Here is a 24,551-nt window from a genome sequence, read left to right on the forward strand (position 1 = left end):
CGTCCCGCCGTGATTCGTCATGTGCCACGGTCGTCCGTGGTCGAAATTCCGTAGCCCGAATGCAATCCGGGATTCTGCTTTTCAGCTCCCTCGCCCCTCTGGGGAGAGGGGAGGCAATCAATCCCACACCAGCACTTCGGCCGGGGTCGGGTTCCAGTCGTTGCAGGGGTTGTTCAGTTGCGGGCAGTTGGAGATCAGCACGATCACATCGGTCTCGGCGCGCAGCTCGACGTACTTGCCCGGTGCGGAGATACCGTCCTCGAAGGTCAGGCCGCCCTCTGGCGTTACGGGGACGTTCATGAAGAAGTTGATGTTGGCGCCGATATCGCGCTTGCTCAGGCGGCCGTCGTGCAGGCTGGCGCGCAGGAAGTTGTCGCGGCAGCTGTGCATGTAGCGCTTGTCCAGCGCATAGCGCACGGTGTTGCTCTCCTGCGCGCAGGCGCCGCCGAGGGTGTCGTGGCGGCCGCAGGTGTCGGCGACGATGGTCAGCAGCGGTTTGCCGAGGTTGGAGTAGAGCACTGTTCCGGTGGTCAGGTAGACGTTGTTCTGCTTGCGCAGGGTGCGCTGCGGATCGAAGCGTTCGCGCGGGTTTTTCGCGGCGAAGAACAGGGTGTCGATCGCCTGGTTGCCTTCCAGGTCATGCAGGCGCAGGGTCTGCCCGGCCTTGACCTCGAACAGATAGGGTTCGCCCGCGGGGATGGTGTGGCGGAACACGGCGGTTTCGGGATGCAGGTTGCTTGCAGTCAGGCTCATGTCGGCACCCTCAGATGTACTGGCGTTCGGTGTTGTGGAAGCCCCGGCCGTTTTCCGGGCGCGAGGTGCGGCAGAGCACGGTGATGCCGTCGCTGTCGACCTTGCTCCAGGCCAGTTGCACCGGCTTGGGTGCGTACTGCAGGTTGGGGTCCATCGGGTGCTGCAGGGCGGTGAGCACCACCAGGCAGTCCATTGGTGCGTACAGCTCGATGTAGTCGCCGGCTTTGCTGTTATCGGGTTGGAAGTGGAAGGCGCCTTCGGCGTCGACGTCCACGCGGCTGAACAGGTTGAGGTTCATCAGCAGGTCGAGCAGGTTCAGGTCCCACTTGCCCATTTCCACCAGCAGGTTGTCCATGCCGTTGCGGAAGAAGCCATTGCGCAGTTCCTGGTAGCGGCCCTGGCCGTATTTCTCCAGCACTTCGTCGGCGCTCAGCACGCCGCCAAAGCTGTCGTGCCAGCCACAGGTATCGGCCGTGATCGCCGCCAGCACCTTGCCCATGTCCGAGTACAGGCAGTGGCCGGCGGTGAGCTTGGCGGTGTGTTGGCATTTCAAAGTATCGGGAAGGTTCAGGCGCTCGCTTTTTTCGGCGGCGTTGAACAGCAGCAGGCTGACGTTGGCGCCGCCTTCTATATCGGTGATGCGTAGCAGCTGGCCACGTTTGAGGATGAAGGAGGTATGGCCGCCACCGGGGACAGTTTCCTCATAGAGAGTGGGACGGAGAGTGAGGGCAGTGTTCATGAGTACCTCGGGATCAAAGCCTGGTCGTCAGGCGCCGGCAGGGGCGCCTGATCATCGTTGCGAGGGAGTGGGGGAGTACGCTTCAGAGCTTGCCGTCGACAGCCATCTGTATGTAGCTCGGGTCGAAACGCAGCTTGATGTTGGCGCTGTCGCCGGTAGTCACGTCGCCCGCGAAGGTCATGCCGATGGCGTCGGCGCTGAGCGCGCCTTCACCGAGGATGCCGTGCTCGAAGCTGAAGTTGGCGACCTTGGTCATGGTCTCCGGCAGGGCCGGGCTGGTGACGAAGTCCAGGGTTTCCTTCGGCGTGTAGAACAGCTTGGTGGTCGCCAGTTGCGCCTGGTAGCCGGCCAGGTCGGTGCCGGAGGCCTTGGCCATTTCGGTCAGGGCTTCGGTGGCTTCGGGCGTGCCGGATTGCATCAGTTCGAGAATCTCGAACCAGGCGCCGACCAGGGCTTTGCCGAAGTCCGGGTTGTCCTTCAGGGTCTGGGTGTTGACCACCATCATGTCGAGGATTTCACCAGGGATCTTCGAGGAGTCGAATACCTGGGTGCTGCCGGGCTGGGCGATGATCTCGGCGAGCATCGGGTTCCAGGTGGCGGCAGCCTGCACGCTGGGGGTGGTATAGGCGGCGATGATGTCGGCGTCGGAGGTGTTCACCACCGTCACGTCACGCTCGCTCATGCCTGCCGACTCCAGCGCTCGGGCGAGGAAGTAGTGGGAAACCGACAGCTCCACCAGGTTGACCTGCATGCCCTTGATGTCGGCCAGGGTCTTGCCCTCGCCCTTGATCAGCAGGCCGTCGTTGCCATTGGAGTAATCACCGACGATCAGCGCGGTGCTGTCCACACCACCGGCGGCAGGGATGGTCAGGGCGTCCATGTTGGTCATGGTGCAGCCGTCGAACTGGCCAACGCTGTACTGGTTGATCGATTCGACATAGTCGTTGAGCTGCACGACATCGATGTCGATGCCGTATTTCTTCGCCCATTTGTCGATGATGCCGGAGGTGCTGGCATGGCCCCAGGGCATCCAGCCGGCGTAGAGCGTCCAGCAGACGCTGAAGCTGTCTTTCTTCTCGGCATGAGCGCTGAAGCTGAGCACCGCGGCCAGACCGGCAGCGGCGAAGGAGAGCAGACGGTACTTGCGCATTTGGAACCTCCAGTCTTGTTGAGTACGGGCAGGAGTCGCGGCACGTTTCGAATCGTTCGAAAGGCGCGTTCTCCCGGGCTTTTATCCCGCCGTGTAACCTCACTGGAGGTCGATGACTCTCGGACCAGCACTTGCCAGGCAAGTCGGAACCCTAGTCATCCATTTCGCAAATTGTGGTGCCGCGATTCCGGGAAAAACCCGGTTAGAACCTGCACGTCCAAGCTTTAGCGAATAGCGTGCCAGCTCGCCGAGGCCCGTGGCTGGGCGCTTGGGTGATGCTGCTTGCAGTTTGCGTGCTGCCTGATGGGGCCTGAGCGGCGTTCATTGCACCGTTCGGGGGCAATTTGGCTCGTGGCATCGCGCCTTGGCGGCATCGGGCGGTGGCATGGAAATCGCTATCGACCCTGTTGCAGGGGCGGCCTTGCTGCTGCCCTCGGGACGACCCGACCCGCTGCTCGTCTGGACGACCAGGTAACTCACTTGTTCAAGGGAGATTGCCATGGCGCATACCCATTTCACGTCCATTCCTCTGATCGACGTTTCCGGTCTGTATGCCGACGACCCTACCCAGCGTCAGCGCGTCGCCGATGAGCTCGGCCGAGCTGCCCGCGAGGTGGGCTTTCTGCAGATCACCGGGCATGGCATTTCGCGTGATCTGCGCGACGGCTTGATCGACCAGGCGCGCCGCTTCTTCGCCCGCCCGCTGGAGGAGAAAATGCGTTTCTATATCGGCCAGTCGAGTAACCACAGCGGCTACGTGCCGGAGGGCGAGGAGCAGTTCGTTGGTGGCAGCAAGGACCTGAAAGAGGCCTACGACGTCAATTACGACTACACCGAAGCGGCCCAGGTCTATCCGCTGCTGGGGCCAACGCAGTGGCCAGACTCGGCGGACTTCAAGCGCGAGGTGAGTGCCTACTATCGGGCAGCGCTGGCACTGGGCGACACGCTGTTTCGTGGCTTCGCCCTGGCGCTGGGGCTGGCCGAAGACACCTTCGCCGGCATCACCCGGCAGCCCACCAGCCAGCTGCGCATGATTCATTACCCGCTCGATCCCGATCCGGTGGCCGACCGGCCAGGCATTGGCGCGCACACCGACTACGAGTGTTTCACCATCCTCTTGCCTACCGCCGAAGGCTTGCAAGTGCTCAACGGCGACGGGCAGTGGATCGACGTGCCGCTAGTCGAGGACGCCTTCGTGATCAACATCGGCGACATGCTCGAGGTGCTCAGCAACGGCCATTTCATCGCCACCTCGCACCGTGTGCGCAAGGTCAGCGAGGAGCGTTTCGCCTTCCCGTTGTTCTGCGCCTGCGACTACCCGACGCGCATCGCCCCAATTGCCGGCCTGCCGGCGCGCGGTGAGCGTGTGTACGAGCCGGTGAACTGTGGCGATCATCTGTTCGCCCAGACCGCGCAGACCTTCCGCTATCTGCGCGAGCGGCTGGAGGATGGTTCGCTGCAATTGCCCGATGGTGCAGCGGGTTTGTCCAGCTTTGGTCAAGGCCGCCGGGAGGTGACGGCATGAACTTGCTGGAATTGGCTGAACGTTACCCGCAGCGCGCCGAGGGCGGCGTGCCGGACTGGATGCTCGGGCACTTTCGTCGCCGCACCATCAGCTTCGCCGATGGCCGCAGCGACGAGCGTACCCAGGTGCATTGGCTGCAAAGCCGCACCTTCACCGTCGACCTGCGCCTGCCGGATGCGCCCGCGTTGCCGGTAAGGGCATGGCAGGACTACGAAGCCGCCGAGTTGCGCCAGCTTGCCAACCATGAAGGCTGGGTGGCCGATAGTGTTTGGGAGAACGGCTACTTGAGCTGGCACGGTGGCGTGTCCCTGCAACTGCATAACCGCTGGCCGGAGCCGGCGCAGTTGCAGCGCATCGGCAATTGCATGATCGAGTTCGGCACCACTGGCGCCTATGTCGAGGACTGGCGTTTGCAGGCCAGCGGCGGGCCATTGATCGGCCTGCGTCTGCTGGAGGAGTGCGATGCCGAAACCGGCCAGGTGCTGCAGCGCGGCGGTGGCCTGATTCTCTGCGGCGACCGGCTTGGCTGGGTGCATGGCCGGGGAGCAGAGCCTGGCGAGTCAGCGTTGCAACTGCGTGAGCGCGCCGAACTGGCGCAGGGTGATGGTGAGACTTTGGCTGCGCTGTTCGACTGCGAGACCTCGCTGGCTTGCGCCGATCAGCAGGGGTGTTACCAGGTGGCGTTGTCCACCATGCCGGCACGGGTGGGGCAGATGGTTTCGCTGGAGGGCTTCGAACTACCGGGAGCAGGGCGTGTCTGTCAGCACCTGCAACGCCCGGACGGCCGTGCGTTGGTGCGGACGTTCATCATCGATACGTTGGAGCCGGATTGGCGCGCGGAACTCGCCACGCCGACTACCGGCGAGGCGCAGCGCTGGTTTGCCGCGGAGAGCGAAACGCTGTCGCGCTATCTCGAGGTGTTGAGCTAGTGGAGGCTGCGCCTCCCCGGCCGGAGGCGCAGTTGGTGCGCGCGGCGCACCCTACGGGTTACCACGCGACTTGCGCTGCGTAGGGTGCGCCGTGCGCACCGAAATTGCCGCTCAATCAGCGGCTGGCAATACGCTCGGCCAGCTCGCTGGGCAATTGCACCTGCGCCCGGCGTGCCGCGTTGAGCGGGATGTCATAGGTGATCCGCGCGCCGTAGGCGTTGGGCGCCTGCGGGTCGTGGCGCACCTTGTCGAACACCAGCAGACGGGTGCCGAGGCTGAAGCCTTCGGACAGGTCGTGGGTGACCATGAACACGGTCAGGCGGGTTTCCTGCCACAGCTCCAGCAGCAGTGCGTGCATGTCCTTGCGGATGCCGGGGTCGAGGGCGCCGAACGGCTCGTCGAGCAGCAGCATGCGCGGTTGCATCACCAGCGCCTGGGCGATGGCCAGGCGTTGCTGCATGCCACCCGAAAGCGCGCTGGGGTACTTGTTCAGGGCATGGCCGAGGCCGACCTTGGTGAGGATTTCCGCAGCGCGTTCGCGGGCTTCGCGCTTGGCCGCGCCGAACAATCGACCCAGTAGCTTCGACTTCGGCAGTTCCAGGCCCAGGGCGACGTTGTCCAGCACGCTCAGATGGGGGAACACCGAGTAGCGCTGGAACACCACGCCACGGCTCGGATCGGGCTCGTTGGGCAGCGCCTGGCCGCCCAGCAGCAGCTCGCCACGGCTCGGACGTTCCTGGCCGAGCAGCATGCGCAGAAAGGTCGATTTGCCACAGCCGGAGGCGCCGACCAGGGTGCAGAACTCACCCTCGTCGACCTTGAGGTTGAGGCGTTCGAGCACCACCAGGTCGCCGTATTCCTGCCACAGGTTGCGCGCTTCGATAAAGGCGGTTTTCCCTGTGCTTGCGGGGGCCGTACTGGAGTCGCTCATGGCAGGTTCACTTAGCGGGACGATATGTTGGCTGAACAGGGTCATGCCTTGCCTCCTTCATGCCAGGGGAAGCACAGGCGCAGCACCTGGCGCAGGCCCAGATCCATCAGCCAGGCCAGCAGGGTGATCCATACGACGTAGGGCAGGATCACGTCCATGGCCATGTAGCGACGTACCAGGAAGATGCGGTAACCGAGGCCGTCGGTCGACGCGATGGCTTCAGCGGCGATCAGAAACAGCCAGGCCGAACCGAGCATCAGGCGCAGCGAGATCAGCAGGCGTGGCATCAGTTGCGGCAGCACCAGGCGCAGGATCAGCGTCCAGGAGTTGGCGCCCAGGGTCTGCGCCTTGATCAGCAGCTCGCTGGGAATCTCGCGGGCACGCTGTTCGATGTCACGAGCGATGCAGGGGGTGATGCCGATGACGATCAGCATCACCTTGGACAGCTCACCCAGGCCGAAGACGATGAACAGGATCGGCAGGATCGCCAGCGGCGGAATCATCGACAGCACCGTGAGCAGCGGCGACAGCGGTGCGCCGAACAGCGGCACGCTACCGGCGGCGATGCCCAGCACCAGCCCCAGCAGCGCGGCGATGCCAAGGCCCAGCCCCAGGCGTTGCAGGCTGGAGGCGGTGTCCTGCCAGAACAGGTACTGGCCGCTGCGTTTGTCCTCGGTGAATGCCAGGCGGTCGATGGCATCGACCATCTGGCTGGCGCTGGGCAGCAGCTTGTCGTTGGGGTTCTCGGCCAGGCGACTGGTCGAGGCGCTGAAATAGACGAACAGCAGCAGGGCGAAGGGCAGCAGGATCAGCAGCAGGCGGCTGCTGCGATCCGGGTGGCGGTTGATCAGGCGCATGGATAGTCCTCGTCGGGCCTGGAACGAAATGCGTGCGCAGCTAGCAGGCGCAAGAGCGCGCTGGTTTCGGGCCTTTGGGGGGGACGGCTGGTTGCCGCTGGTGCGAGTGGGGCGTACCCATGATGAACCTCCAGTTTGACAGGGGCGGGCAGGAGTTCGCGGCGGTTCCCCACGGATGGGGCGCGTTCTCCCGGGCTTTTGTCCCGCCGTGTAACCTCGCTGGAGGTCGCTAGCTCTCGGACCAGTCGCTCGCCTGTGGCGAGCCGGAACCCTAGCCGGCTATTGGCAAATTGTGGTGCCGCGATCCCGGCGAGCCGGGTTGTTCCTGCACGCAGGGTCCGTAGCGAACATCGTGCCAGCTAGTCGAGGCGCCTAGCTGGCGGGTTTCGTCGTCGCTCATCGCGGTGAGTGCGCGTTATTGGTGCGGATCGTGGTGCGCCTGCTGTGCGATGGGGCGTTACAGCGCCCCATCGGCGGCCAGTTCCATATAGCGATGGTTGAAGCGCAGCAGAATGCGCTGCGGGTTGCCCAGCGTCTTCTCGCCACTGAATTCGATACCCAGATTGGTCAGGCCCATGCCGCTCTTGCCCAGCAGGCCGTGAGCATCGGCAAAGTGCGCGACCCGTTGCATGAGGTCCGGCAGCTTGCCGGTGCGCGCGAAGTTCAGCGCGCTGCGCGGCGAATAGAACGAGCGCAGGGTGCCCAACTGGGCGTCGAAGTCTTCCGCGGTGGTGTCGGCGGCGGCTGCCATTCTGGCTCGGGCTTCACGACCGGCCGGGGTGGGCAGGCCGAGCAGACGCTGGGTCTCGAACCAGGCGCCCGTCAGCGCGCGGCCGAATTCCGGGTGCTGGGCAAGGGTCTGGCTGCTGACCACGGTGAGGTCGAGGATTTCACCGGGAATCAGATTGGAGCTGAACACCTGGCTGACCTCGGCCTTGCGCCGAATCTCGGAGAGGATCGGGTTCCAGGTGATCACCGCGTCGCCCTTGCCGGCGAGGAAGGCATCAGCGATTTCGGTATCGGAGACGTTGATGATGGTCACGTCGCTTTCATCGAGCAGGGCCCACTCCAGTGCGCGGCTGAGCAGGTAGTGCGAGACCGAGTTCTCCACCAGCAGCACGCTCTTGCCTTTCAGGTCCTGGATTCTCTGGCCGCTGCCACGCAGCAGCAGGGCGTCGGCGCCATTGGAAAAGTCGCCGATGATCAGCGCGGTGCTGTCCTTGCCGGCAGCGGCGGGAATGGTCAGGGCGTCCATGTTGGTCATGCTGCAGGCGTCGAACTGGCCGGCACTGTAGCGCTCGATGGAAGCGACATAATCCGGCACTTCCTGCACCTGAATGTCAATGCCGTACTTGTCCGCCCACTTCTTCACGATGCCCTGTTCGGCGGCGTAGCCCCAGGGCATCCAGCCGGCGAATATCGACCAGCACAGCTTGAAGGTTTTCGGCGCGGCCTGGGCTGTCGGAGCGCCAAGCAGGCAGGCACAGAGCAGGACGGTGAGCAGGGAGCGAATGGACATGGAAACCTCGGGTCATGGACGAAAGCGGGAAAGCCGGCAGCCTGGCTGCGCGTTCTCCCGGGCTTTTGTCCCGCCGTGTAACCCCGCGGCTTCCCGCCGCTGCATGAGGTCGCCCACTCTCGGACCAGCCACTCGCCGTTTGACGAGCCGGAACCCTAGTCGGCCATTACGATTCGCTACCACTGACGATCCTGTGCATGGATCGGCTTTCCGCGACGCTGGGCAAGCGAATGCCATGCCAGCGACAGGGCAATTGTCCTGTGCTCTTGTGGTTTTGCGCCGTCGGTCACAGCCGACGAAGTGAATCGCACCTGTTGCGGACGGCGCTGTCTGATGCCTCAGGGATCACCATCCCGGAGGTCGACATCGGTCGGCGTCGTCCCAGCGGTCACAGGAGGCCGCCATGCCCTACAAGATGCTGTTTTCCGCCTTGCTCTTGATGCTTTCCGGTTGCGCCGTTTATGGCGATGGCTACGACCGTGGTTATCACCACGGCCATGGCTATAGTTACTACGACAGCCACCGACGCGACTACTACCCGCCGCCACGCTACTACTACGAGGAGCGTCGGCATAACTACTATCCGGCTCCTCCGCGCTACGTACCGGCGCCGCCGCCGCGTCATCACTACGGTCACGATCGCCGGTATCGCGACGGCTACAAGCACCAGCAGCCGCGACATGACTATCGCCGTGACCAGCGTCGTCAGGAGCATCGCAGTGGACAGATTCAGCGCGGCTGGGAGGCAGGCCGCAACACGCAGCATCGTTTCTCCAACGGGCGCAGCAATAACGAACAACGCCGTAGCGGCGAGCGCCGCTGGTAAGCCTCCCTCAATCCGCCGCGTGCCCGGCGCGCGGCGTCTGTTCATCCACCAGGCGAATCGCTGTGACCATGGCTTGCGCCGCTGGCGACAGGCTGTGGCCGGCGCGGCTGACCAGTCCATAGGCCGAATGCTGATGCAGGCCCTGAGGCAACAGCGGCAGCAGGGCTAGCTGACCGCTATCGACTTCGTCGGCGATCACGTCCCAGGGCGCCATGCTCAGCACATCGCTGTCGGCCACCAGGCGCTTGAGCACCAGGAAATTGTCGCATTGCACGCTCAACGGCTGCGCTCGCCCGCTGGCCTGCTCCAGGCTGCGTTCTACCACCTGTGGCAGCTGTGTGCCGGCAAGAGGGAAATCGAGCAGGTCGCGCAGTTGCAGGTTGCGTCGCTGCAGCAGCGGATGAGCCGGGCGGCAGAACAGTACGCCCTGATGCACGCGCAACGGTTCGATGCGCAATTGCGCGTCGTCCTGCAATTCGCGGATATCGGCAACGAACAGCTCGATGGTCGAGTCCAGCAGGCTGTCGCGCAGCTCCAGCCAGTTGGCGATGTCTAGTTTCACCTGCACCCGTGGATAACGTTGCAGCAACTGCCCCAGCGCCTGCGGTATCAGACGCGCGGCCGGGTAGGGACCGGCGCCGAGGCGTAGTTCTCCGGCCTCCAGGTTACCCAGCTGATTGACCGCGTTGCTCAGCGCCAGGCTGCTAGCCAGCAGGCGGCGTGCATGTTCCAGCACCAGGTGGCCATGGGCGGTGAGGCTGACGCCGCGGCTGTGGCGATCCACCAGGGTGCAGCCAAGCTGGCTTTCCAGCGCCTGGATGCTGCGGCTCAGCGCCGGCTGGCTGAGGTGCACGGCCGCTGCCGCGCGGGCGAAATGTTGGTGTTCGGCGAGGGCGACGAAGTGGCGGAGTTGGCGTAGATCGTTCATGCGCTTCCTGCATTGGATGGTCTATTCGAATGCATTGGAATTATCGGACGGCCTTTGCCAACCTGCCAGCACTTCAACAACAAGACCTTCCAATGCCATGAGCCCATTCTCTCGCTTCAGCGGCCTGCTGCTGGCTGCCGCCCTGCCATTGAGCGCCTATGCCGAGCTGCCGGCCGAGCGTATCGAACCCAGCATCAACGCCGAACTGGCTGCCCACACCAAGGTGTTCGCGCAGCAGGTCTATCGTGTTGCCGACAACGTCTATTCCGCGGTCGGTTGGCAACTGGGCAACGTGGTGATGATCGAGGCGCCGCAGGGGCTGATCATCGTCGACACCGGCGAGTCGGTCAGCGAGTCGCGCAAGATCATGGCCGAGTTCCGCAAGCTCAGCGACAAGCCGGTCAAGGCGGTGGTCTATACCCACTTCCACCCGGATCACATCAACGGCGTGCAGGCGTTCGTCAGCCGCGAACAGGTGGAGCGCGGCGAGGTACAGATCTACGCCCACGAGACCCTGCTGCAGAACGTGGTGGCGCAGGGCGCGCTGGTCGGGCCGATTCTCGGCGTACGTTCGGCGTACAGCTTCGGTTCCTTCCTGCCGGCCAGTGATCAGGAGGGCATGAATGGTGGCATTGGTCCGTTGGCCAAGCCCGAGCCGTCGTCCTTCATTGCTCCGACCGTGACCTTCGGCGAGCGCCTGGATACCACTATCGCCGGCCTCGATGTGCAGTTTTTGCATGTGCCGAGCGAGGCACCGGACGAGATCATCCTGTATTTGCCGGACAATCGCGTGCTGATCAGTGCCGAGGTCGATCAGGGGCCGACCCTCCCGAACATCCACACGCTGCGTGGCACCAAATTCCGCGACCCGGTGCAGTGGGTCGAGAGCCTGGACAAGCTGCGCGCCTATCAGGCCGAGTACATGGTGCCGCTGCATGGTCGGCCCGTCAGCGGCCAGGACAAGGTCGAGGAAGTGCTGCGCATGACCCGCGACGGCATCGCCTACATCCATGACCAGACCGTGCGCTGGATGAACAAGGGGCTGACGCCGGACGAGCTGGTGGAGAAGGTCAAGCTGCCGCCGCACCTGGCGGGCTACACGCCCTACCTGCGCGAGTACTACGGCACGGTGAAGCACAGCGTGCGGCAGATCTACAACGGCTACCTGGGCTGGTTCCAGGGTGACCCGGTGGACCTCGACCCGACGCCGCCACGGCAGAAGGCCGAGCGCCTGATCGCCATGATGGGCGGGCGCGAGAAGCTGCTGCTGGAGGCCGGCAACGCCTACCTCAAGGGCGACTACCAATGGGCCGCCGAGCTGGCCGGCCACGCCATTCGCGTCGACCACGAAGACACGCTGGCGCGTGAGATCAAGGCGCGCAGCTTTCGTAAGCTGGGCTACGCCAGCATGAACATCAATTGGCGCAACTGGTACCTGATGAGTGCCATGGAGTTGGAGGGCAAGCTCGACGGCGACGCCATCCGCCAGCGCTCGGTGGAGATGCGCAAGGTGTTCCTCTCGCCGGACATGGTGCGCAGCTTCACTCCGCAGAGTTTCCTGCAGAACTGGGTCACGCGTATCGACCCGGAGAAGGCCGGCGATGTCGAGCTGACCCTGGGCTTCAGCTTCCCCGATGTGGACGAACAGTGGGCGCTGGAGGTCCGGCGCGGTGTCGCGCAACTGCACAAGGGCATTCCCGAGGGCACTGCTCTGCGCCTGAGCATGGACAAGCGCTTCATGGAAACTCTGTTGACCGGCGAAGGTGGCCTGGTCAAGGGCGCGCTGCTCGGCGATGTGAAGGTCGACGGCAACCTGCTGGAGATTCGTCGCTTCCTCAATTGCTTCGACTTCGCCGACGAGGCGTTCGGATTGACGCTGCGTTAGCCCTCGGTTCGAAGCAGCAAGAGCGGCGTTGTGTTAGCCATTCGCCGCGGGGCGCGGCTCCTACGGGGCGTTCCCATCGAAAGAAGGGCGGTCTCCTGCCAACCGCCCGGTCACACTTCAGGTTCATCCATTCGGAGGCTGACAATGAACCTGCTGTCTTTCGCCAAGGGCGCCCTGGCCATGTTCTGGCTGGTGGCGTTGCTCAATCTCTTCTACCCCTTCGCCGCGCCGCTGGGCGGCTGGGTCTCCTGGGGCGCCTTGGCGGTGCTGCTGGCGCATGTGGGCGAGCTGGTGCTGTTCGGCTCGCGTCTGCGGGGCCTACCGCTGTTGTGGTGGCAGCGCCTGCAGATGCTGCTGTTCGGTCTGCTGCATCTGCAGACGCTACGCTGAATGCCGATGGCCCTGGTGCGCACGGCGCACCCCACGATGGGGGACGGCACCCTTAGGGTTCGCCATGCGCACCAGCTCTATCGGGAAACGCCTTGATGCGCACAGCGCACCCTACGGGCGATTAACGCGCTATTGCACGAACAACTGCTGCACCACCGAGAAGTCCTGCTTGCCTTTGCCCTGCTTGAGCAGAAGGCGGTAGAGCTGTAGTGCCAGGGCGCCCATCGGTGTGCTGTTGCCGCTGTGGCTGGCGGTTTCCTGGGCCAAGCCGAGGTCCTTGGTCATCAGCTCGGCCATGAAACCACCGCTGTAGCCCTTCGAGGCAGGGGCGTTTTCCATCACCCCAGGCCAGGGGTTGTACTTCTCCAGCGTCCAGTTACCGCCGGAGCTCTGCCGCATGATCTCCGCCAGCACGGCCGGCTTCAGGCCGTTGGCCACGCCCATGGCCATGGCTTCGGCGGTGGCGATCATCTGCACCGCGAGCACCTGGTTGTTGCATACCTTGGCTACCTGGCCGGCGCCCTCCGGGCCGGCGTGGAATATGTTCTTGCCCATGGTGGCGAGCATTGGTCTGGCCTTCTCCAGCGTTTGGGCTTCACCACCCACCATGAAGGTCAGGGTGCCGGCTGCCGCGCCGCCGGTACCGCCGGATACCGGTGCATCGAGCAGAGCGATACCGCGCTCGCGGGCGGCGGCGTGCACCTTGCGCGCGGACTCCGGGGCGATGGTCGAGCACTCGATCACCAGTGTGCCGGCGGGCAACCGCGCAAGCAGGCCGTCGTCTCCCAGGTACAAGCCTTCCACATGACGGCTGGCTGGCAGCATGCTGATCACCACCTTTGCCTGATCGATGGCGTCGGCGGCGCTATCGGCCGCCACGGCACCTTCGCCGGCCAGCGTGTCGACGGCGCTGCGCACCAGGTCGAAGACTTTCAGCGGATAGCCCGCCCGGAGCAGGTTGCGGGCCATGGGCAGGCCCATGTGGCCGAGGCCGATAAAGGCGGTTTGGGTCATGGCAGCTTTCCTTTCTATTGGGCGCTTCGCGCGTCGATTGTCATTGTTCGAGGATTGCTTGTGAGCTCTCCCGGAGCGCATCCGGGCTACATGTAGGGTGCGCCGTGCGGACCGAGTCGGCGCAGCTTCCTACAGATTCGCCAATGGGTGTTCGCCTTCCCAGGCCGGTGCGAAGTGAGCTTCGACCACGGCGGCGGGGATTGCGGCCACGTCCGGCCAGTGCCAATGCGGCGTTTGATCCTTGTCGATCAGGCGGGCACGCACGCCTTCGGGGAATTCCGGGTGGCGGCAGCAGTTCAGGCTCATGGCGTACTCCATGCGGAATACCTCGGCCAGCGACAGATGGCGGGCGCGGCGGATCTGCTCCCAGACCAGGTGCGCCGTCAGCGGGCAGCCATGGGCCAGGGTCTTGGCGGCGCGGGCGAGCAGGACGTCGTCATCCGCCTGCAGGGCGCTGATGGCATGAACGGAGGCGGGCAGGTCGGCGACGTCGAGCAACTCGTCGATACGCTCGCGGCGCGGCAACCATTGGGCCGCCGGCAGCTCGCTGCGCGCTTCGTTTTCCAGCGCACGAAGCAGGCTGTGCAGTTGCAGGTCGGCTTGCTCGCGCCAGTTCAGTTGCACCAGGCCTTCGAGCAGGGCGTCCTGCTGATCGTCGCGCAGGCAGCGGTCGGCCAGGTTCAGGTCCAGCGCATCGCGGGCATTGATGCTGGCGGCGGTGAGGCCAAGGAACAGGCCCAGGCGCCCCGGTAGGCGAGCGAGGAACCAGCTGCCGCCGACATCCGGGTACAGGCCGATATTGATTTCCGGCATGCCCAGGCGGCTGCTCGGGGTGACAATACGGATACCGGCGCCCTGCATCAGGCCCATGCCGCCGCCCAGCACATGGCCGTGCGCCCAGCAGATGAAGGGCTTGGGGTAGGTGTGGATGCGATGGTCGAGGCGATATTCGTCGGCGAAGAAACGTCGTGCCAGGGCCGGTATTTCGCCTGGCTGTTCGCGACACTGATTGACCAGTTGCACGACATCGCCGCCAGCGCAGAAGGCCTTGGAGCCGTTGCCGCGCAGCATCACGCAGGCGATGGTCGAGTCTTCTGCCCAGGCCTTCAGGCGTTCGTCGAGTGCTTCGATCATCGGCAGGGAGAGAGCGTTGAGGTTCTTCTCCGCGTCCAGGCTGGCGATGCCGATGCGGTAGCCATGCAGGCTGGGGCGTTCTTCGAAGGTGACATTCATCATCGGATTCTCGGTGCGCACGGCGCACCCTACGGGCGGAGCGAAACCGCGAGTTATTTGTTGCGCCACTGCGGGTCGCGTTTTTCCAGAAAAGCGTTGACGCCCTCGCGGGTGTCGTCGGCATCGAACAGGTCGACGAAGCGCTCGCGTTCCTCCGGCAGCCAGGTGTTGGCGCCACGCTCACGGGCGCCCTGGATCAGCGGCTTGATGGTGCGTACCGCCACCGGGCTTTGCCGCGCCACCTTGGACGCCAGCAGCAGGGCAGTGCCACGGGCTTCGCCGGTATCCACTATCTGTTCTATAAGGCCGATGCGCAGGGCGGTGTCGGCATCGATGCGTTCGCCACAGAGGATCATGCGCTTGGCCCAGCCTTCGCCGACCAGCCAGGGCAGGGCCTGGGTGCCACCGGCGCAGGGCAACAGACCCACGGAGGCTTCCGGCAGGGCCATCTGTGCCTGGCGTTCGGCGATGCGGATATCGCAGGCCAGGGCGCACTCCAGGCCGCCACCCATGGCGTAGCCGTTGATCGCGGCAATGGACACGCCGCGGAAGTCGCGCAGGGTTTCGAAAGCTTCGCCAAAGCGCCGAGCCATCTCCCGGGCACGGGCCTTGTCGCCATCGGCGAACATGTTCAGGTCGGCGCCGGCGGAGAAGAACTTCGGTCCCTGGCCTGTCACCACCAGGGCATACACTTCGTCGTCACGGTTGAGGTGCTCGACCACCTGCTTGAGACCGATCAGCGAGTCGCGGTCCCAGGTGTTGGCCGGTGGATGGTTGATGGTGATCAGCGCGGTATGGCCATGCTTCTCCACGGTGAGCTTGTGGGTCAGGTCGAAGATGCCGGACTTGTAGGTTTCGATGGCTGTACTCATGGTCGTCCTCGATACGGATCATTGCTGTAGGAGCGAGCTCTGCTCGCGAACATCGCGCGTTCCTACATATCGTGGTTACTACAACAGGCGATCGAGCATGCCGCCCTGCAGAAACAGGCGGCGGGCGACGATCACCCGCATGATCTCGTTGGTACCTTCCAGTATCTGGTGCACGCGGGCGTCGCGTACCCAGCGTTCCAGCGGATAGTCATTCAGATAGCCGTAGCCACCATGCAGTTGCAGCGCTTCGTTGCACACGTCGAAGCACTGGTCGGTGGCGAAGCGCTTGGCCATCGCGCAGTAGAGGCTGGCCTCGCCGTGGCCGTGGTCGAGCTTGTGTGCGGCCAGCCGCACCATCTGCCGGCTGGCGGTCAGGCTGGTGAGCATATCGGCCAGCTTGAACTGCAGAGCCTGAAATTCGCTGAGTGCCTTGCCGAATTGCTTGCGCTCCTCGACATAGCGCAGGCTTTGCTCCAGCGCCGCCTGAGCCGCGCCGAGCGAACAGCTGGCGATATTCAAACGGCCGCCGTCGAGCCCCTTCATGGCGTAGACGAAACCTTCGCCTTCAGGGCCGATACGATTGTTGGCAGGGATGCGCACACCTTCGAACGTGATGGTGCGGGTCGGCTGCGCCTTCCAGCCCATCTTGTCCTCGTTGCGTCCGTAACGTACGCCGGGCGCATCGGCAGGTACCAGGAAGCAGGAAATACCCTTGGCACCATCCTCGCCGGTACGCGCCATGACGATCAGTACCTGTGTGCTTCCCGCACCGGAGATAAAGCACTTGCTGCCATCGATCACGTAGTCGCCGCCGTCGCGCCGCGCTCGGGTGCGCAGGTGGGCGGCGTCCGAGCCAGCGTCCGGTTCGGTCAGGCAGTAGGAGGCCAGCGACTGGCCGTTGATCAGCCCCGGCAACCAGGCATCTTTCAGTGCCTGGTCGGAGAAGCTGGCGAGCATCCAGGTGGCCATGTTGTGGATGGTCAGGTAGGCGGTGGTGGCCACGCAGCCAGCCGCCAGTTGTTCGAAAATCAGTGAGCTGGACAGCCTGGACAGGCCCAGGCCGCCATCCTCTTCGCGCAGATACAGGGCCAGGTAGCCCTGTTCGGCAGCACGGCGAATCACCTCGACGGGAAACTGTTGCTCGCGATCCCACTCGGCGGCGTGGGGCGTCAGCTCCCGCGCGGCGAAGGCACGGGCGCTGTCGGTCAGAAGACGTTGTTCATCACTGAATTCGAAGTCCATGGCATCTCATTGCAAGGTCAGGGGTTGGCCGCCAGCGCGGCGCTCGGCCTGCCACTCGGCGAGGCTGGGCAGCGCGCTGCTGGCATCGAGGCGGTCGACGATTTCGAAGTAGTCCTGCTTGAGCGGGTCCTTGAGTACCTCGTCGCGCGGCTTGACCTTTACCGCGTAGACCGTCTGCAGGTTCTGGTGGTCGAAGGCACGCCATTGTTGTTCGTCTTTGAGCAAGGTATAGCGGTGGCCTTCCAGCGCCTTGATCAGCGCTTCGCTGTCGAGGCTCCTGGCTCGCGTAGCGGCGTCGGCCCACTGTTGAACGATGCTGTAGGCCGAGGCGGCGGAGCTGGATGGGTACATCTCGTAGCGGGCCTTGAAGGCTTCGACGAAGGCTTGGCCGCGCGCGGATTTTTCCAGCGCCGGCACGCGCCAGGTCCAGGGCTCGGTGCCGATCACGCCTGCCATCAGGTTGGGACCGGCCTGTTCGACCATGCTCTGGGTCAGGTTCGGCGCGACGATCTGCATACGCTCGGTCAGGCCAAGATCCTTGGCGACGCGCATGGCGCGTACCAGGTCCTCACCGAACAGCACCAGGGCGAGGATCTCCGCGTTGCTGGCGGCGGCCTGGGTCAGTGCGTCCTGGTAGTCGGCCAGGCGCGCACCCGGGAAGGGGATGCGTACGCTGGCGTGCTGGGCGGCATTGTCGGTGGCGGTGGCCTGGCGCAGCGACGCCTCGCTGGTGTGGCCCCAAGTATAGTCGGCGGTGACATAGAAGTAGCGCTTGTTCGGCAGGGTCTTGCTCAGGTATTGGCCGAGTACCTTGGCGCTCATCCAGGCGTTGTTGCACTCGCGAAACATGTAGCGATGGCCATCCTTGCCGGTGGTGTCGTTGGAGTAGGTGAGGGTGCCGAAGTACAGCAGACCGTGCTGCCTGGCACGCTTACCGGCAGCGATGGCGACCGCGCTGGAGGAGCCGCCGAAGAGCATCGCCGCGCCCTCGGCGGCCAGCTTGTCGACGTTCTTCTCGGCCTTGGCCGGACGCGAGGCGGTGTCCTTGCTGGACAGGCGCAAGGGCCGGCCCAGCACACCGCCAGCGGCGTTAATTTCATCGATGGCCAGCAGGGCTCCACGCATCTGCGCCAATCCCTCCTCCTTGTATGGTCCGGTGCGCGGATAGTTGAGGCCGAGGGTGATCGGCTCGGCAGCCTGCGCACAGGCGGTAAGTGCGGCCCACAGGGCCAGCGTGGCGGACAGGTGGCGCATTGCAGTTCTCCTTGTTTTTGTTCTGCAGAGAACTGTTTTACGCCGCTCGTCCAGTTCGAGTGATCGTCTATTAGTCTAAGAAAGCATCACCCAGTTCTCATTTCAGCTGAATAGTCATGTTCGGGCCATCGCCGAGCGGCGCGTCGTCGAACCAGCGGCTGGTCACCGTCTTGGTCTCGGTATAGAAACGCACCGCCTGCTTACCGTAGGCGTGCAGGTCGCCGTAGAACGAGCCCTTCCAGCCGGTGAAGGAGAAGAACGGCAACGGCACCGGGATCGGTACGTTGATGCCCACCTGGCCAACTTCCACGGCATGCTGGAAATGCCGCGCAGCGCCGCCGGAGCGGGTGAACAGGCTGGTGCCGTTGCCGTAAGGGCTGGCGTTGACCAGTGCGATGGCCTCTTCCAAGGTGTCGACCTGCATGCACACCAGCACCGGGCCGAAGATTTCTTCGCGGTACAGGCCCATCTTCGTCGTCACGCCACGGAACAGTGTCGGCCCGACCCAGTTGCCATTCGGATACCCCTCCACCGTGCACTGCGAACCGTCGAGCAGGCATTCGGCGCCTTCGGCCTTGCCCTGTTCGATCAGGCGCAGCACGCGCTGGCGTGCCTGCGGGCTGATCAGTGGGCCGTAGGCGGCGCCGCTGTCCTGCCAGTGGCCAGGACGCAGTGCGGCCATCTGCTTGGCCAGCTCATCGATCCACTGTTTCGATTCGCCGACGAACACTGCCACGCTGATTGCCATGCAGCGCTGCCCGGCCGCACCACAACTGGCGCCGAGCAGGTTGCTGAGCACCTGATCCTTCGGTGCGTCAGGCATGATCACCATATGGTTCTTGGCCCCGGCGAAGGCCTGCACCCGTTTCAAATGCTGGGTGCCGGTGCGATAGACGTGCTGGCCCACCGTCACCGAACCGACGAAGGACACCGCGCGTACCTGCGGATGCACCAGCAGCGCATCGACTTGCTCACGGCCGCCATGCAGCACCTGCAGCACGCCAGCCGGCGCGCCGGCTTCGAGGAACAGTTCGGCCAGACGATTGGGCGTCATCGGATCCTGTTCCGAGGGTTTGAGAATGAAGGTATTGCCGCAGGCGATGGCCAGCGGAAACATCCACAACGGAATCATCGCCGGGAAGTTGAACGGGGTGATGCCGACGCACACGCCCAGCGGCTGGATCCAACTGGCGGTGTCGATCTCGCGGGCGACGTTCTCCACCGTCTCGCCCATCATCAGGCTGGCGATATTGGCGGCATGCTCGGCCACCTCGATGCCGCGCCAGACGTCGCCCTTGGCGTCGGCGAAGGTCTTCCCGGTTTCCGCTGCGAGAATCTCCGCCAGCTCGTCGTGATGCTCCTTGAGCAGGTGCTGATAACGCAGCATCAGGCGGGCGCGCTCCGATACCGGTACTTCGCGCCAGGCGAGGAAGGCTTTCTGCGCACTGGCCACTGCGGCATCGATTTCCTCGGCGGTGGCCTTGGGGGCGAGGGCGATCACCTCCTGAGTGGCCGGGTCGGTGACTTCGATCAGCTCACGAGCCTGGCTGGTTTGCCATTGGCCGTCGATCAATTGCGGTAGCGTGCGGGGCATGGTCGCCTCCTGTTGTTCTTGTATGGACTCTTTATAGCCATTCGATGTTCGCTTGTGGATTGACGATCTTGGTTTTGGGATGGACGATCTTGTCATTCGATCGGGATGCAAAAGAGTGATGCAGTGAGGATGCGGGTGGAAACCTCCAATTGGCCGTTGCCCGTCGGTGGGCAGCGCTTCATCACTCCGCCGCGCCTGCGCCGCCTGCTGGCGCGCCATGTGCTCAGCTCTGGTTGCTATCCGCTGGCCATCGGCTTCTATCCGGAAGCGGCCGGGCACCAGATGCGACGCCTGCAACCTGACGATCATCTGCTGATCTATTGCCGCTCAGGAAGTGGTTGGCTGGACGTGGCGAATGGACGATTCGAGGTTGCTGCTGGCGATCTGCTGCTGCTGCCCAAGGACGCGCCGCATGCCTATGGCTCCAATGGACAAAAGCCCTGGACGATTTACTGGGTGCACTTCGACGGTAGTCTCAGCGAGGACTTTCTGCGTATGCTGGGCGCGCAGACGCTGCGGCGTATCGGCGTGCAACCCAGATTGATCGGCGATTTCGAGGCGTTGTTGGGTTTGCAGCGTCAGGGCCTCAACGCCTTGCCCTTCATCCATGCCGCGCACCGTTTGCAGGCGATGCTCAGCTCCCTGGCGGTGCTGCCTGCACGGGCCAACCTCAAGTCCGGCCGCGTGCTGGATATCGAGGCGGTGCAGGCGGTGATGCGCGCGCACCTGCACGGCAGCCTCAACCTCGATGAGCTGGCTGCACAGTTCAGGCTGTCACGCTTTCACTTCGCCAAGACCTACCGCGCGCTGACCGGCCATGCGCCGATCCAGGATTTCATCCAGTTGAAGATGGCCCTGGCCTGCCGCCTGCTCGACCGCGGTGATGCCGAAGTGCGTCAGATCGCCGAGCAGCTTGGCTACGACGATCCCTATTACTTCTCACGGCTGTTTCGCAAGGTGGTGGGCATGGCGCCCAGTCATTACCGGGCGCTGCATCAGGGCTAGTCGCACGCCTGCTACACCCGCGCGATGGTCGCCAGCCCGGTGGCCACCAGCTTTTCCTGGCCATCCTTCAGGGCGAACACATCGGCTCGACAGACTGCCTGGCGCTGCCCGGCCTTGAGCACCTCGGCGCGGCACAGCAGGCGTTCGCCGAGCGCCGGGGCGAGCAGGTTGAGCTTGTATTCGCTGGTGACCACGTCGCCGACCATCGACGCCGCTGCCCAGGCGCAGCCGCTGTCGACCATGAAACCGACCACCGCGCCATGCATGTAGCCATGGTGCTGGCACAGGTCGGGACGGCTGCGCACCTGCAGACTGACCCGGCCCGGCGCAAAATCGAGCAGTTCGGCGCCGAGCAGTTGGGCAAAGGTGGAGTGGGCGAGCGCCTGCTCCAGGCGTTCACGGCTGATACCGTTCGAGTCGCTCATATGACCTCCTGCATCGGGCGGTGCAGAAGAGTCTCAACCTGCTCCAGGGGGCGGACAAGCTGCATCCATGTGCCTGATGAGGCTGCATAGCAGGCACTTCAGGCAAGCAGACGCTTCCACAATTGCAGTTCGCCCGCCAGCTCCTGCCTCAGTTCGTCAAGCGGCTGCTCCAGGCCCAGTTTTGCCTGCGCCGGTAGCGGCCCCTGCAGCGTCTTGCTCGTCTGCAGGGCACTGGCGAGCAGGACCAGATCCGCCAGGTCGGCAGCGCTGTCATGCTCGCGCTGCCACTGGCCGTAAAGACGGGTGGACTCGATGATCGCCGAGGGCAGTTGCCAGCGGGTCAGGACCAGAGCGCCGAGATCCCCGGATAGTTGATCGCATAGCTCGTGCAGCGTATCGCTCTCGCGCGGCACGTTCGGCCAGTGCTCCAGCTCGGAAAGTAGCGGCAGGCTGCCGATGTCCTGTAGCAAGCCGCCGAGCATGGCGTCGTCCAGTGACATGCCCGTGCGCTGGGCCAGCACTGCGCAGTGGGCGGCGCGCTCCCTGGCATTGCGCCAACGAGTGCGAAATGCCTGCTGCAGCGCAGGTTCGGAGCTGGTGAACAGGTTTTGCAGGCTGAAGCCCAACACCAGGTCCGCCAGTTGGCGGGTACCAAGGCGGCTCAGCAGTTCACGCAGCGAGCTACAGGAGCGCTCCCCGCGCAGCATAGGGGTATTGGAGAACTGCATCAGGTACGCGGCCAGCGGCGGGTCGCCAGTGATCACGCGGGTCAGTTGTTCCAGCGAGGTGCGCGGGTCGTCCAACAGCTTTCTGATGCGCACGGCGGCTTCAGGCATCTGCGGAATCCTGGCTTCGCCCTTGAGGAAGCGGTTGAGCAACGCCATGCGCAGGGTATCGGTGGAGGGAGACATCGGCTTGGCATCATCGATTGATACGGTTCCCGAAAGGCTAGCAAAGCATCCTTCGCCCTGCCGGCAAGCTCTTCCTTGACTTGCCTTGCGGCCTTCTCTAGCGTGCCTCCACTCGTTTTGTACCCGCAGGAAAACCGCATGACCGATGATCGCATCAAGCTCGAAGCCAGCTGGAAACACGCGCTGCGTGAGGAGTTCGACAAGCCTTACATGAGCGAGCTGCGTGCGTTCCTGCAGGCGGAGAAGGCGGCCGGCAAGGAAATCTATCCGCCGGGCCCATTGATCTTCAATGCGCTCAACTCCACGCCGCTGGATCAGGTCAAGGTAGTGATCATCGGCCAGGACCCTTACCACGGCCCCGGTCAGGCACACGGCCTGTGCTTCTCGGTGCAGCCGGGCGTGCAGACGCCGCCGTCGCTGGTGAATATCTACAAGGAGCTCAAGCGCGACCTCAATATCGACATCCCCGCGCACGGTTACCTGCAGAGCTGGGCCGATCAGGGCGTGCTGCTGCTCAACACCTCGCTGACGGTAGAGCGCGCCAACGCCGGCTCGCACGCGGGCAAGGGCTGGCAGTTCTTTACCGACCGGGTGATCGAGGTGGTCAGCGAGCATCAGCCCAAACTGGTGTTCCTGCTCTGGGGCAGCCATGCGCAGAGCAAACAGCGCCTGATCGACCCGACCAAGCACCTGGTGCTGCGTTCACCGCATCCGTCGCCGCTGTCGGCGCATCGCGGTTTCATTGGTAATGGCCATTTCAGCCGCTGCAACCAGTTCCTCAGCCAGAATGGCATGACGCCCATCGACTGGCGCTTACCGGCGCTCTAAGCCCGCTTGCGAGGCCTGCTCAGCGTCGCGCAACTGCCTGATCAGCCGTGCATTGCTGCGCGGCCAGGTCGGCATGCAGGCTTTTCAAGCGCTTGTCGGCTCGCTCCATCTGTTTTGAGTCGGCCAGGGCGACCAGGTCGACGATCATCTCGGCCATGGCCTGACGATTCTTATCAAAACTGGCCTGGTAGGCCTTGGTGTAGAAGCGCTCGCGTTGTTGCAGCAGGGCGGTCATGCGCGCAGCGAAATCGTCGCCACGGCGTACTTCCAACGCCTCACGCAGAGCCTGCTGCCAGGCCATGCGGTTTTCCAGCCAGACCTGGTTCTGCTCGCCCAGGCCCTGTGCCCAGCTCTGCACCCGCTCGCGCTGCTCGGCGTTCAGGGTGCCGAACCAGGGTTGCAGACGCTCCTCCATGCGCTCGGCGCGCCGGTTGGCCTGCTCCTGCACCGGCGGCTCGAGAAACTCTTCACGCAGCTTGGCGTTCTGCTCGTCCATTGCCGCCAATAGCTGATCGACCTGACGCGGGCTGAGGCCACGCAGCAGCTCGATGGTGCTGGGGGTTATTTCCACGGCGATGCGCTGCATGGCCTGTTCGAAGTCGGCCAGCTGGCTGTCCATCAGTTCGCTGTCGCGGCTGCTCAGCGCTTGCTGACTGCGCTGCAGCCAGTCGAGATAACGCGGCAGCTCGACGCTGCAATGCCAGGCGAGGTGCTCCTGCAGTTGGGGTTTGAGCCAGGCGCTCTGCTCGCTGGTCAGCGCTACGTAGTCGCCCAGTTTCCAGGGGATCAGCCAGTCGAGGTTGCGATAGGCCAGGCCGACACGGCTGCAGGCGCTGAGCAGCACAGTGGTGACCAGTAGCAGAAGCAGGGATTTGCGCATGAACGCAGTCTCGCAAAGGCAGAGCACTTGAGACTAATACTCGACGAACCTGATGCAAGAGGATGGAAATATCCGCTTAAGACTTCAGCGAAGCGGGCATTCGATGCACGGGCAAAAAGAAACCGCCCCGAAGGGCGGTTCCGATATAGCAGGTATCGCTTAGCCGCCGAGGTAGGCGTCGCGTACCTTGGGGTCGTTGAGCAGCTCTTCGCCGCTACCCTGCATGACGATGTGGCCGTTCTCCAGCACGTAGCCGCGATCGGCCAGCTTCAGCGCCTGGTTGGCGTTTTGCTCGACCAGGAACACGGTCACGCCATCTTTGCGCAGTTGCTCGATGATGTCGAAGATCTGCTGGATGATGATCGGCGCCAGACCCAGCGACGGCTCGTCGAGCAGCAGCAGGTTGGGCTTGCTCATCAACGCGCGACCGATGGCGAGCATCTGCTGCTCGCCGCCGCTCATGGTGCCGGCACGTTGGGCGAAGCGTTCCTTCAGGCGCGGGAACAGGTGCAGTACCTTGTCCAGTTGCTCCTGATTGTCCGCCTTGTCACCGAAGAAGCCGCCCATGGCCAGGTTTTCCTCGACGGTCAGGCGGGCGAACACGCGACGGCCTTCTGGCACGATGGCGATGCTCTTGCGCATGATCTCCGGGGTATCCATGCCCACCAGCTCTTCACCCAAGTAACGGATGCTGCCGCTGGTGGCGCGCGGGTTGCCGCAAAGGGTCATCAGCAGGGTCGACTTGCCGGCACCGTTGGCGCCGATCAGGGTGACGATCTCGCCTTTCTGCACTTCGATGCTGACGTCGTGCAGGGCCTGGATCTTGCCGTAGAAGGTTGAGACGTTGTTGAAGCTGAGCAT

The 24,551-nt window shown here is 64.0% G+C and carries 24 protein-coding genes and 3 riboswitches; of the genes, 7 read left to right on the forward strand and 17 right to left on the reverse strand.

Features of this window, described 5'->3' with window-relative positions; genetic code table 11:
• Positions 1 to 117: 117 nt before the first annotated feature.
• From JWV26_RS17430 to JWV26_RS17440, 3 genes are all read right to left on the reverse strand, one after another.
• Complete coding sequence (locus JWV26_RS17430; RefSeq protein WP_206417432.1) at positions 118 to 753, reverse strand: urea amidolyase associated protein UAAP2; 636 nt, start codon at positions 751 to 753, stop codon at positions 118 to 120.
• 10 nt (positions 754 to 763) lie between these two features.
• Entirely contained in the window at positions 764 to 1,492 is a 729-nt protein-coding gene (locus JWV26_RS17435) for an urea amidolyase associated protein UAAP1 (RefSeq protein WP_206417433.1), read from the reverse strand.
• An 82-nt stretch (positions 1,493 to 1,574) separates the two neighbouring features.
• Complete coding sequence (locus tag JWV26_RS17440; RefSeq protein ID WP_206417434.1) at positions 1,575 to 2,642, reverse strand: putative urea ABC transporter substrate-binding protein; 1,068 nt, start codon at positions 2,640 to 2,642, stop codon at positions 1,575 to 1,577.
• Positions 2,643 to 2,710: 68 nt separating this feature from the next.
• Positions 2,711 to 2,808: riboswitch (guanidine-I (ykkC/yxkD leader) on the reverse strand.
• Positions 2,809 to 3,141: 333 nt separating this feature from the next.
• Here JWV26_RS17440 and JWV26_RS17445 point away from each other — a divergent pair.
• Positions 3,142 to 4,167: an isopenicillin N synthase family dioxygenase gene (locus JWV26_RS17445; protein ID WP_074913138.1), complete on the forward strand. Its 1,026-nt coding sequence runs from the start codon at positions 3,142 to 3,144 to the stop codon at positions 4,165 to 4,167.
• Positions 4,164 to 5,096 (forward strand): hypothetical protein, encoded by a 933-nt coding sequence (locus tag JWV26_RS17450; protein WP_206417435.1) that lies wholly within the window; start codon positions 4,164 to 4,166, stop codon positions 5,094 to 5,096. The genes JWV26_RS17445 and JWV26_RS17450 overlap by 4 nt, the downstream gene beginning before the upstream one ends.
• A gap of 115 nt (positions 5,097 to 5,211) precedes the next feature.
• On the opposite strand, the gene JWV26_RS17455 is transcribed toward JWV26_RS17450, so the two are convergent.
• The 3 genes from JWV26_RS17455 to JWV26_RS17465 form a co-directional block, all read right to left on the reverse strand.
• Positions 5,212 to 6,027, reverse strand: a complete 816-nt coding sequence (locus tag JWV26_RS17455) for an ABC transporter ATP-binding protein (protein ID WP_074913515.1) — start codon at positions 6,025 to 6,027, stop codon at positions 5,212 to 5,214.
• 41 nt (positions 6,028 to 6,068) lie between these two features.
• Positions 6,069 to 6,884 (reverse strand): ABC transporter permease, encoded by an 816-nt coding sequence (locus JWV26_RS17460; RefSeq protein ID WP_206417436.1) that lies wholly within the window; start codon positions 6,882 to 6,884, stop codon positions 6,069 to 6,071.
• 185 nt (positions 6,885 to 7,069) lie between these two features.
• A riboswitch (guanidine-I (ykkC/yxkD leader) is annotated at positions 7,070 to 7,170 on the reverse strand.
• Positions 7,171 to 7,341: 171 nt separating this feature from the next.
• Entirely contained in the window at positions 7,342 to 8,403 is a 1,062-nt protein-coding gene (locus JWV26_RS17465; protein WP_072422700.1) for a putative urea ABC transporter substrate-binding protein, read from the reverse strand.
• Positions 8,404 to 8,455: 52 nt separating this feature from the next.
• Positions 8,456 to 8,573: riboswitch (guanidine-I (ykkC/yxkD leader) on the reverse strand.
• 233 nt (positions 8,574 to 8,806) lie between these two features.
• Between JWV26_RS17465 and JWV26_RS17470 the strand changes: the two genes are divergently transcribed.
• Positions 8,807 to 9,229, forward strand: a complete 423-nt coding sequence (locus JWV26_RS17470; protein ID WP_206417437.1) for a hypothetical protein — start codon at positions 8,807 to 8,809, stop codon at positions 9,227 to 9,229.
• A gap of 7 nt (positions 9,230 to 9,236) precedes the next feature.
• Here the strand turns inward: JWV26_RS17470 and JWV26_RS17475 are convergent, their stop codons facing one another.
• Positions 9,237 to 10,157: a LysR family transcriptional regulator gene (locus tag JWV26_RS17475; protein ID WP_206417438.1), complete on the reverse strand. Its 921-nt coding sequence runs from the start codon at positions 10,155 to 10,157 to the stop codon at positions 9,237 to 9,239.
• A gap of 97 nt (positions 10,158 to 10,254) precedes the next feature.
• Between JWV26_RS17475 and JWV26_RS17480 the strand changes: the two genes are divergently transcribed.
• Positions 10,255 to 12,042: an alkyl/aryl-sulfatase gene (locus JWV26_RS17480; RefSeq protein WP_206417439.1), complete on the forward strand. Its 1,788-nt coding sequence runs from the start codon at positions 10,255 to 10,257 to the stop codon at positions 12,040 to 12,042.
• A gap of 144 nt (positions 12,043 to 12,186) precedes the next feature.
• Positions 12,187 to 12,432 (forward strand): DUF1145 domain-containing protein, encoded by a 246-nt coding sequence (locus JWV26_RS17485; RefSeq protein WP_206417440.1) that lies wholly within the window; start codon positions 12,187 to 12,189, stop codon positions 12,430 to 12,432.
• 129 nt (positions 12,433 to 12,561) lie between these two features.
• On the opposite strand, the gene mmsB is transcribed toward JWV26_RS17485, so the two are convergent.
• The 6 genes from mmsB to JWV26_RS17515 all read right to left on the reverse strand — a co-directional run bounded on the left by mmsB (position 12,562) and on the right by JWV26_RS17515 (position 19,641).
• Positions 12,562 to 13,446, reverse strand: a complete 885-nt coding sequence (gene mmsB, locus JWV26_RS17490) for a 3-hydroxyisobutyrate dehydrogenase (RefSeq protein ID WP_206417441.1) — start codon at positions 13,444 to 13,446, stop codon at positions 12,562 to 12,564.
• A 129-nt stretch (positions 13,447 to 13,575) separates the two neighbouring features.
• Positions 13,576 to 14,679 carry an enoyl-CoA hydratase/isomerase family protein gene (locus JWV26_RS17495; protein WP_206419229.1) on the reverse strand — a complete coding sequence of 368 codons (1,104 nt, stop codon included), beginning with the start codon at positions 14,677 to 14,679 and terminating at the stop codon, positions 13,576 to 13,578.
• A 53-nt stretch (positions 14,680 to 14,732) separates the two neighbouring features.
• Complete coding sequence (locus JWV26_RS17500) at positions 14,733 to 15,551, reverse strand: enoyl-CoA hydratase (RefSeq protein ID WP_072422694.1); 819 nt, start codon at positions 15,549 to 15,551, stop codon at positions 14,733 to 14,735.
• 78 nt (positions 15,552 to 15,629) lie between these two features.
• On the reverse strand, positions 15,630 to 16,793 hold the full coding sequence (locus tag JWV26_RS17505) for an acyl-CoA dehydrogenase family protein (protein WP_206417442.1): 1,164 nt from the start codon (positions 16,791 to 16,793) through the stop codon (positions 15,630 to 15,632).
• 6 nt (positions 16,794 to 16,799) lie between these two features.
• The gene (locus JWV26_RS17510) at positions 16,800 to 18,047 is read right to left on the reverse strand and encodes an ABC transporter substrate-binding protein (protein ID WP_206417443.1); all 1,248 of its coding nucleotides are present in this window, start codon (positions 18,045 to 18,047) and stop codon (positions 16,800 to 16,802) included.
• Positions 18,048 to 18,144: 97 nt separating this feature from the next.
• Positions 18,145 to 19,641, reverse strand: a complete 1,497-nt coding sequence (locus JWV26_RS17515; protein WP_206417444.1) for a CoA-acylating methylmalonate-semialdehyde dehydrogenase — start codon at positions 19,639 to 19,641, stop codon at positions 18,145 to 18,147.
• A gap of 129 nt (positions 19,642 to 19,770) precedes the next feature.
• On the opposite strand from JWV26_RS17515, the gene JWV26_RS17520 reads away from it, so the two are divergent.
• Complete coding sequence (locus JWV26_RS17520) at positions 19,771 to 20,646, forward strand: AraC family transcriptional regulator (RefSeq protein ID WP_420890302.1); 876 nt, start codon at positions 19,771 to 19,773, stop codon at positions 20,644 to 20,646.
• Positions 20,647 to 20,657: 11 nt separating this feature from the next.
• Here the strand turns inward: JWV26_RS17520 and JWV26_RS17525 are convergent, their stop codons facing one another.
• Positions 20,658 to 21,071 (reverse strand): PaaI family thioesterase, encoded by a 414-nt coding sequence (locus JWV26_RS17525; RefSeq protein ID WP_017677852.1) that lies wholly within the window; start codon positions 21,069 to 21,071, stop codon positions 20,658 to 20,660.
• Between the two features lie 98 nt (positions 21,072 to 21,169).
• Positions 21,170 to 21,982: an HDOD domain-containing protein gene (locus JWV26_RS17530; protein WP_196455794.1), complete on the reverse strand. Its 813-nt coding sequence runs from the start codon at positions 21,980 to 21,982 to the stop codon at positions 21,170 to 21,172.
• Positions 21,983 to 22,120: 138 nt separating this feature from the next.
• Here JWV26_RS17530 and ung point away from each other — a divergent pair, with 138 nt between their 5' ends.
• On the forward strand, positions 22,121 to 22,810 hold the full coding sequence (ung, locus tag JWV26_RS17535; RefSeq protein ID WP_045734432.1) for a uracil-DNA glycosylase: 690 nt from the start codon (positions 22,121 to 22,123) through the stop codon (positions 22,808 to 22,810).
• A 19-nt stretch (positions 22,811 to 22,829) separates the two neighbouring features.
• Here the strand turns inward: ung and JWV26_RS17540 are convergent, their stop codons facing one another.
• Both JWV26_RS17540 and JWV26_RS17545 read right to left on the reverse strand, forming a co-directional pair.
• A complete protein-coding gene (locus tag JWV26_RS17540) occupies positions 22,830 to 23,690 on the reverse strand; it encodes a DUF6279 family lipoprotein (protein ID WP_196455795.1) in 861 nt (286 codons plus the stop codon).
• 159 nt (positions 23,691 to 23,849) lie between these two features.
• Complete coding sequence (locus JWV26_RS17545; RefSeq protein WP_024307362.1) at positions 23,850 to 24,551, reverse strand: ABC transporter ATP-binding protein; 702 nt, start codon at positions 24,549 to 24,551, stop codon at positions 23,850 to 23,852.

The organism is Ectopseudomonas toyotomiensis (assembly GCF_017167985.1).
In the GTDB taxonomy this organism is placed as follows: domain Bacteria; phylum Pseudomonadota; class Gammaproteobacteria; order Pseudomonadales; family Pseudomonadaceae; genus Aquipseudomonas; species Aquipseudomonas toyotomiensis.

Bases quoted from the DNA above. Each gene is read 5' to 3' on its own strand.
- JWV26_RS17495 (WP_206419229.1), bottom strand. From the start codon at position 14,679: ATGAATGTCACCTTCGAAGAACGCCCCAGCCTGCATGGCTACCGCATC.
- JWV26_RS17465 (WP_072422700.1), bottom strand. From the start codon at position 8,403: ATGTCCATTCGCTCCCTGCTCACCGTCCTGCTCTGTGCCTGCCTGCTT.
- JWV26_RS17470 (WP_206417437.1), top strand. From the start codon at position 8,807: ATGCCCTACAAGATGCTGTTTTCCGCCTTGCTCTTGATGCTTTCCGGT.
- JWV26_RS17525 (WP_017677852.1), bottom strand. From the start codon at position 21,071: ATGAGCGACTCGAACGGTATCAGCCGTGAACGCCTGGAGCAGGCGCTC.
- JWV26_RS17500 (WP_072422694.1), bottom strand. From the start codon at position 15,551: ATGAGTACAGCCATCGAAACCTACAAGTCCGGCATCTTCGACCTGACC.
- JWV26_RS17510 (WP_206417443.1), bottom strand. From the start codon at position 18,047: ATGCGCCACCTGTCCGCCACGCTGGCCCTGTGGGCCGCACTTACCGCC.
- JWV26_RS17460 (WP_206417436.1), bottom strand. From the start codon at position 6,884: ATGCGCCTGATCAACCGCCACCCGGATCGCAGCAGCCGCCTGCTGCTG.
- JWV26_RS17480 (WP_206417439.1), top strand. From the start codon at position 10,255: ATGAGCCCATTCTCTCGCTTCAGCGGCCTGCTGCTGGCTGCCGCCCTG.
- JWV26_RS17445 (WP_074913138.1), top strand. From the start codon at position 3,142: ATGGCGCATACCCATTTCACGTCCATTCCTCTGATCGACGTTTCCGGT.
- JWV26_RS17545 (WP_024307362.1), bottom strand. From the start codon at position 24,551: ATGCTCAGCTTCAACAACGTCTCAACCTTCTACGGCAAGATCCAGGCC.
- JWV26_RS17540 (WP_196455795.1), bottom strand. From the start codon at position 23,690: ATGCGCAAATCCCTGCTTCTGCTACTGGTCACCACTGTGCTGCTCAGC.
- JWV26_RS17530 (WP_196455794.1), bottom strand. From the start codon at position 21,982: ATGTCTCCCTCCACCGATACCCTGCGCATGGCGTTGCTCAACCGCTTC.
- JWV26_RS17430 (WP_206417432.1), bottom strand. From the start codon at position 753: ATGAGCCTGACTGCAAGCAACCTGCATCCCGAAACCGCCGTGTTCCGC.
- JWV26_RS17520 (WP_420890302.1), top strand. From the start codon at position 19,771: ATGCGGGTGGAAACCTCCAATTGGCCGTTGCCCGTCGGTGGGCAGCGC.
- JWV26_RS17475 (WP_206417438.1), bottom strand. From the start codon at position 10,157: ATGAACGATCTACGCCAACTCCGCCACTTCGTCGCCCTCGCCGAACAC.
- mmsB (WP_206417441.1), bottom strand. From the start codon at position 13,446: ATGACCCAAACCGCCTTTATCGGCCTCGGCCACATGGGCCTGCCCATG.
- JWV26_RS17505 (WP_206417442.1), bottom strand. From the start codon at position 16,793: ATGGACTTCGAATTCAGTGATGAACAACGTCTTCTGACCGACAGCGCC.
- JWV26_RS17455 (WP_074913515.1), bottom strand. From the start codon at position 6,027: ATGAGCGACTCCAGTACGGCCCCCGCAAGCACAGGGAAAACCGCCTTT.
- JWV26_RS17435 (WP_206417433.1), bottom strand. From the start codon at position 1,492: ATGAACACTGCCCTCACTCTCCGTCCCACTCTCTATGAGGAAACTGTC.
- ung (WP_045734432.1), top strand. From the start codon at position 22,121: ATGACCGATGATCGCATCAAGCTCGAAGCCAGCTGGAAACACGCGCTG.
- JWV26_RS17450 (WP_206417435.1), top strand. From the start codon at position 4,164: ATGAACTTGCTGGAATTGGCTGAACGTTACCCGCAGCGCGCCGAGGGC.
- JWV26_RS17440 (WP_206417434.1), bottom strand. From the start codon at position 2,642: ATGCGCAAGTACCGTCTGCTCTCCTTCGCCGCTGCCGGTCTGGCCGCG.
- JWV26_RS17485 (WP_206417440.1), top strand. From the start codon at position 12,187: ATGAACCTGCTGTCTTTCGCCAAGGGCGCCCTGGCCATGTTCTGGCTG.
- JWV26_RS17515 (WP_206417444.1), bottom strand. From the start codon at position 19,641: ATGCCCCGCACGCTACCGCAATTGATCGACGGCCAATGGCAAACCAGC.